5 protein-coding genes are annotated in these 6,212 nt (G+C 72.7%); all 5 read left to right on the forward strand.

Annotated features, from left to right (window positions below):
• Positions 1–2,839, forward strand: a 2,839-nt coding sequence (infB, locus tag FNH09_RS43470; RefSeq protein ID WP_152895391.1) for a translation initiation factor IF-2, incomplete at its 5' end; no start/stop codon positions are given.
• Positions 2,840–3,028: 189 nt separating this feature from the next.
• Complete coding sequence (locus FNH09_RS43475; RefSeq protein WP_152895392.1) at positions 3,029–3,322, forward strand: DUF503 domain-containing protein; 294 nt, start codon at positions 3,029–3,031, stop codon at positions 3,320–3,322.
• Between the two features lie 39 nt (positions 3,323–3,361).
• Positions 3,362–3,823, forward strand: coding sequence for a 30S ribosome-binding factor RbfA (gene rbfA, locus FNH09_RS43480; protein WP_162469983.1), 462 nt, complete (start codon positions 3,362–3,364; stop codon positions 3,821–3,823).
• A complete protein-coding gene (truB, locus tag FNH09_RS43485; RefSeq protein WP_152895393.1) occupies positions 3,823–4,728 on the forward strand; it encodes a tRNA pseudouridine(55) synthase TruB in 906 nt (301 codons plus the stop codon). Before rbfA ends, truB begins: the two co-directional genes overlap by 1 nt.
• Positions 4,729–4,986: 258 nt before the next feature.
• Positions 4,987–6,212 (forward strand): trypsin-like peptidase domain-containing protein (locus tag FNH09_RS49295; RefSeq protein ID WP_338017860.1); only part of this gene is annotated, 1,226 nt, incomplete at its 3' end.

Genomic DNA, 6,212 nt, shown 5'->3' on the forward strand with positions numbered 1-6,212 from the left:
CCCCGTGGCCCCGCAGCCCGCGGCCCCGGCGGCTCCGTCGGCCTCCGCGCCGGCTGTCTCCGGCCCGCGTCCGGTGCCGGGCCCCAAGCCCGCGCCGCGTCCGGCCCCGGCGGCCCCCACGACCCCGGAGTTCACCGCTCCGCCGTCGGCCCCGGCCGCGCCGGTCGCTCCGGCCGCGTCCCAGGGCCAGGGTCAGGGTCCGCGTCCCGGTGCCCGTCCGGGCCCCGGCGGCCCGAAGCCCGGTGCCCGTCAGGGTGGTCCCGGTCAGGGTCAGGGTCAGGGCCAGGCGCCCCGTTCCGACCGTCCCGACCGTGGCGCCCCGCGCCCCGGTGGTCAGGCCCCGCGTCCGGGTGCCCGTCCGGCCGGTCCCCGTCCGGGCAACAACCCCTTCACCTCCGGTGGCTCCACCGGCATGGCGCGTCCGCAGGCGCCGCGTCCGCAGGGCGCGCGTCCCGGCGGCCCCGGTGCCCCCGGCGCCGGTCCCCGTCCGCAGGCGCCCGGCGCCCAGGGCGGCGGTCCGCGTCCGCAGGCTCCGGGCGGTTCCCGTCCGTCGCCGGCCGGTATGCCCCGTCCGCAGGGCGGCCCCCGTCCCGGTGGCGGTCCCGCGGGTCCGCGTCCGAACCCCGGCATGATGCCGCAGCGTCCCGCTGCCGGCCCGCGTCCCGGCGGTGGCCCCGGCGGCCGCGGTCCGGGCGGTGCGGGTCGTCCCGGCGGCGCCGGCCGTCCCGCGGGCGGCGGCTTCGCCGGCCGTCCGGGCGGTGGCGGCGGTGCCGGTCGTCCCGGTGGTGGCGGCGGCTTCGCCGGCCGTCCCGGTGGCGGTGCCCCCGGTGCCGGTGGCGGCGGCGGTTTCGGTGGCGGCGGTGGCCGTCCCGGCTTCGGCGGTCGTCCCGGTGGTCCCGGTGGCCGTGGTGGCACGCAGGGCGCCTTCGGTCGTCCCGGCGGTCCCGCGCGTCGCGGTCGCAAGTCGAAGCGGCAGAGGCGCCAGGAGTACGAGGCCATGCAGGCCCCGTCGGTCGGCGGCGTGATGCTGCCTCGCGGCAACGGCGAAGCCATTCGCCTGTCGCGCGGTGCGTCCCTCACCGACTTCGCGGAGAAGATCAACGCCAACCCGGCGTCGCTCGTCGCGGTCATGATGAACCTCGGCGAGATGGTCACGGCCACGCAGTCCGTCTCCGACGAGACGCTCCAGCTCCTCGCCGGCGAGATGAACTACACCGTTCAGATCGTCAGCCCGGAGGAGGAGGACCGCGAGCTGCTCGAGTCCTTCGACATCGAGTTCGGCGAGGACGAGGGCGGCGAGGAGGACCTCGTGGTCCGTCCGCCGGTCGTCACCGTCATGGGTCACGTCGACCACGGCAAGACCCGACTGCTCGACGCCATCCGCAAGACGAACGTCATCGCGGGCGAGGCCGGCGGCATCACCCAGCACATCGGTGCCTACCAGGTCGCGACCGAGGTCAACGACGAAGAGCGCAAGATCACCTTCATCGACACCCCGGGTCACGAGGCGTTCACCGCCATGCGTGCCCGTGGTGCCCGGTCGACGGACATCGCGATCCTCGTCGTCGCGGCCAACGACGGCGTCATGCCGCAGACGGTCGAGGCGCTCAACCACGCCAAGGCGGCCGACGTCCCGATCGTCGTCGCGGTCAACAAGATCGACGTCGAGGGCGCCGACCCGACCAAGGTGCGCGGTCAGCTGACCGAGTACGGCCTGGTGGCCGAGGAGTACGGCGGCGACACCATGTTCGTCGACATCTCCGCCAAGCAGGGTCTGCACATCGACTCCCTGCTGGAGGCCGTGATCCTCACCGCGGACGCCTCGCTCGACCTGCGTGCCAACCCGCACCAGGACGCGCAGGGCATCTCGATCGAGTCCCGGCTCGACCGCGGCCGCGGTGCCGTCTCCACGGTCCTCGTCCAGCGAGGCACCCTGCGGGTCGGCGACACGATGGTCGTGGGCGACGCCTACGGCCGAGTGCGCGCCATGCTCGACGACAACGGCAACAACGTCGCCGAGGCGGGCCCGTCGACGCCGGTCCAGGTCCTGGGCCTGACCAACGTCCCGGGTGCGGGCGACAACTTCCTCGTCGTCGACGAGGACCGCACGGCTCGCCAGATCGCCGAGAAGCGTGCGGCCCGCGAGCGCAACGCGGCCTTCGCCAAGCGCACGCGCCGCGTCTCCCTGGAGGACCTGGACAAGGTGCTCAAGGCCGGCGAGGTCCAGCAGCTGAACCTGATCATCAAGGGTGACGCTTCCGGTTCCGTCGAGGCGCTCGAGTCGTCCCTGCTCCAGCTGGACGTCGGCGAAGAGGTCGACATCCGCGTCCTGCACCGCGGTGTCGGTGCGGTCACGGAGTCGGACATCGACCTGGCGATGGGCTCGGACGCCATCGTGATCGGCTTCAACGTCCGCGCGGCCGGCCGCGCGGCGCAGATGGCCGAGCGCGAAGGCGTGGACGTCCGCTACTACTCGGTCATCTACCAGGCGATCGAGGAGATCGAGGCGGCCCTGAAGGGCATGCTGAAGCCGGAGTACGAGGAGGTCGAGCTCGGTACGGCGGAGATCCGCGAGGTCTTCAAGTCGTCCAAGCTGGGCAACATCGCCGGTGTCCTCATCCGCTCCGGAGAGGTCAAGCGGAACACCAAGGCCCGACTCGTCCGCGACGGCAAGGTCATCGCGGAGAACCTCAACATCGAGGGCCTGCGTCGCTTCAAGGACGACGTCACCGAGATCCGCGAAGGCTACGAGGGTGGTATCAACCTCGGCAACTTCAACGACATCAAGGTCGACGACGTCATCGCGACGTACGAGATGCGCGAGAAGCCGCGGGTGTAATGCCCTGGCCCGAGGTGGCCGGCGGGAGTCTTTCCCGCCGGCCGCCTCGGCGTGTTCCGGGGGACGGGCAGGGGCGGCGGGCGAACAATCCCGTCGAGTACCCGGCCCGTTCGTTGTACCGTTCTTGATGTCCCTGCCCAGTGGATGGCGGGGCCATCGATCCCGTACCGGCGGGTGAACCGGGTACACATGTACGTAGGGACTCTGTCCTTCGACCTGCTCCTCGGCGACATTCGGTCACTGAAGGAGAAGCGCTCCGTCGTCCGCCCGATCGTCGCCGAGCTCCAGCGGAAGTACGCGGTGAGCGCCGCCGAGGTCGACCATATGGACCTGCACCGGCGGGCCGGCATCGGCCTCGCGATGGTGTCCGGCGACACCGGCCATCTCAACGACGTACTGGACCGGTGCGAACGGCTGGTCGCAGCTCGCCCCGAGGTGGAGCTGCTGTCGGTACGACGGCGCCTGCACGGCGAAGACGACTGACCCAAGAACTCAGATCAGGAAAGAACGGGAGACGGACCAGTGGCCGACAACGCGCGGGCTAAGAGGCTGGCGGACCTCATCCGAGAGGTGGTGGCCCAGAAGCTGCAGCGCGGGATCAAGGACCCGCGGCTCGGCTCGCATGTCACCATCACGGACACCCGGGTCACGGGTGATCTCCGGGAGGCGACCGTCTTCTACACGGTGTACGGGGACGACGAGGAGCGGGCCGCGGCCGCCGCGGGCCTGGAGAGCGCCAAGGGCGTGCTGCGCTCCGCGGTGGGTGCGGCGGCGGGCGTGAAGTTCACGCCGACCCTGACCTTCGTGGCGGACGCCCTGCCGGACACCGCCAAGACCATCGAGGACCTCCTCGACAAGGCACGTGCCTCGGACGCGAAGGTCCGCGAGGTCTCCGCGGGCGCCAGCTTCGCGGGTGAAGCCGACCCGTACCGCAAGCCGGGCGACGAGGACGAGACCGTCGAGACGGACGGCGACGCCCCGTAATGACCGAGAAGCACAAGACGCCCGACGGCCTGGTCATCGTGGACAAGCCGTCGGGCTTCACCTCGCACGACGTGGTCGCCAAGATGCGCGGGATCGCCCGGACCCGACGCGTCGGCCACGCCGGCACCCTCGACCCCATGGCGACCGGTGTGCTCGTCCTCGGCGTGGAGAAGGCCACCAAGCTCCTCGGCCATCTCGCCCTCACCGAGAAGGAGTACGTGGGGACCGTCCGCCTGGGGCAGAACACGCTCACCGACGACGCCGAGGGGGAGATCACCTCCTCCGTCGACGCCTCCGCGATCACCCGGGACGCCGTCGACGCCGGTGTCGCCAAGCTGAGCGGCGACATCATGCAGGTGCCGTCCAAGGTCAGCGCCATCAAGATCGACGGCGTGCGCTCGTACAAGCGGGCACGTGAGGGCGAGGAGTTCGAGATCCCGGCCCGCCCGGTCACCATCTCCTCCTTCACCGTGTACGACGTCCGTGACGCCGTCGCCGAGAACGGCACCCCGGTCAAGGACCTGGTGGTGTCGGTGGTCTGCTCGTCCGGTACCTACATCCGCGCCCTCGCCCGCGATCTGGGCGCCGACCTCGGCGTCGGCGGCCATCTGACCGCCCTGCGCCGCACCCGCGTCGGCCCGTACAAGTTGGACGCGGCGCGGACCCTGGAGCAGCACCAGCAGGAACTGACGGTGATGCCGATCACCGACGCGGCCACGGCAGCCTTCCCGCGCTGGAACGTGGACGCCAAGCGGGCGCGGCTGCTCCTCAACGGTGTGCGCCTGGAGATGCCCGACGAGTACGAAGGCCGGGGCGCCGTGGCCGTGTTCGACCCCGAGGGCCGTTTCCTGGCCCTGGTCGAGGCCCACCGGGGCAAGGCCAAGAGCCTGGCCATCTTCGGCTGAGGTTGCCGGGCACCGGGGCGTGGTGCCCGTGGAGCGGCGAGCACGGGGTCTTCCACTGCCGCCGCTCCACGGTCCCCCCTCGGTTCCCCCACCCCTAGGGTGTATCCACCGCTTCCGCTCCATTCACCCGTCCGGGCAGGCGCTCGGAGTGAACGGAGGGAGCGTGAGGGGGCGCGTTCACCTGGCGATCTGTCCCGTCGATCTTCGTCCGCCTACCGTCGACCCGAGGTCACGGGCGCAGGGCGGGGAGGTACGACGATGGCGGGACGGGGCCCGGGCGCGAGCGACGCCCAGGGCGCACGGCACGACACAGGCACCGCCGGTGACGTGCGTGCCGTGGTCGGCACAGGGGCCGTCGGTGACACCGGGACCGCCGGCGATACGAGGGACGTGGCCGACACGGGGGCGGCCCGTCGCCTGCTGACCGTCGGCGACACGTGGACCGCCGACCTGGCCCGGATCCCCGGTCCGCCACTGACTTCTGACGAGGCACGGGCCGGGGACGAGGCGCGGACTGCCGACGAGGCGCGGGCCGGGGACGCGGGAACCACTGTGGGCCCACGGATCGCCTTCGACCCGCAGATCACCTTTGACCCGCGGGCCACCGTCGACCCACGGGCCACCGTCGACCCACGGATCGTCGGCGACCCACAGACCACCGGCGACCCACAGACCACCGTCGCCCCACGCGCCACCGTCGACTCGCGCATTGCCGCCCGCAGCGGACCCAGCGGACCCAGCGGCCCCGGCGATCCCGCCGACCGTTTCCTCGTCCGCCTCCAGGACCTGGGCGGCCGCCCCCGCGGCACGGGTTTCGTCGCCGACCATCACGGCACGGTGATCACCGGCCACGAGGCGGTCGACGGACTGACCCACATGGTGGTGCACACGGCCGCCGACCGCGCCTGCGTCGTGACCGCCGACGCCGTGACCGCGCTGCCCGCCCTCGGCCTGGCCCTCGTACGCACCGAGGGGCTCGGCGTCGAACCGCTGCCTGTCACCGCGCGCGACGGGATCGGGACCGGCACCTACGTCCGCGTCCACGCCGGCTGCTGGCGCCAGGCGCGGGTCCTGGGCCGGACACCGGTGACGTACATGGCCACGGACCGCTCCCATCTCCTCGACGACGTCATGGAGTTGGCGATCGGAACGGCGGGCCGGGACGCCCTGCGCCCGGGCGGGGGAGCGGCCGGCGGACCGGTGCTCGACGCGACGACCGGTGCCGTCGTCGGTGTCGTCGGCACCGCCCTCCACTGCGGCCACCGCGCCACCGGATTCGCCCTCTCGCTGCCGCCCCGGGCGGCCCCCGCCGCGCGAGCGGGACGCCCCCCGCACGTCGACGTCGACCCGCTCGCCGACCTGCTCGCCCGCAACGCCGAGACGGTGCCCGCCTACGGCGCCGACCTCAACCTGGCCGGCGTGCTGGAGCTCACAGCCACCTCCGTCGGCTCGGACGCCCCACCCGGCACCCTCACCCCCCGGCC

The organism is Streptomyces adustus (assembly GCF_009377175.1).
Classification (GTDB): Bacteria; Actinomycetota; Actinomycetes; order Streptomycetales; family Streptomycetaceae; genus Streptomyces; species Streptomyces adustus.

Bases quoted from the DNA above. Each gene is read 5' to 3' on its own strand.
- FNH09_RS43475 (WP_152895392.1), top strand. From the start codon at position 3,029: ATGTACGTAGGGACTCTGTCCTTCGACCTGCTCCTCGGCGACATTCGG.
- truB (WP_152895393.1), top strand. From the start codon at position 3,823: ATGACCGAGAAGCACAAGACGCCCGACGGCCTGGTCATCGTGGACAAG.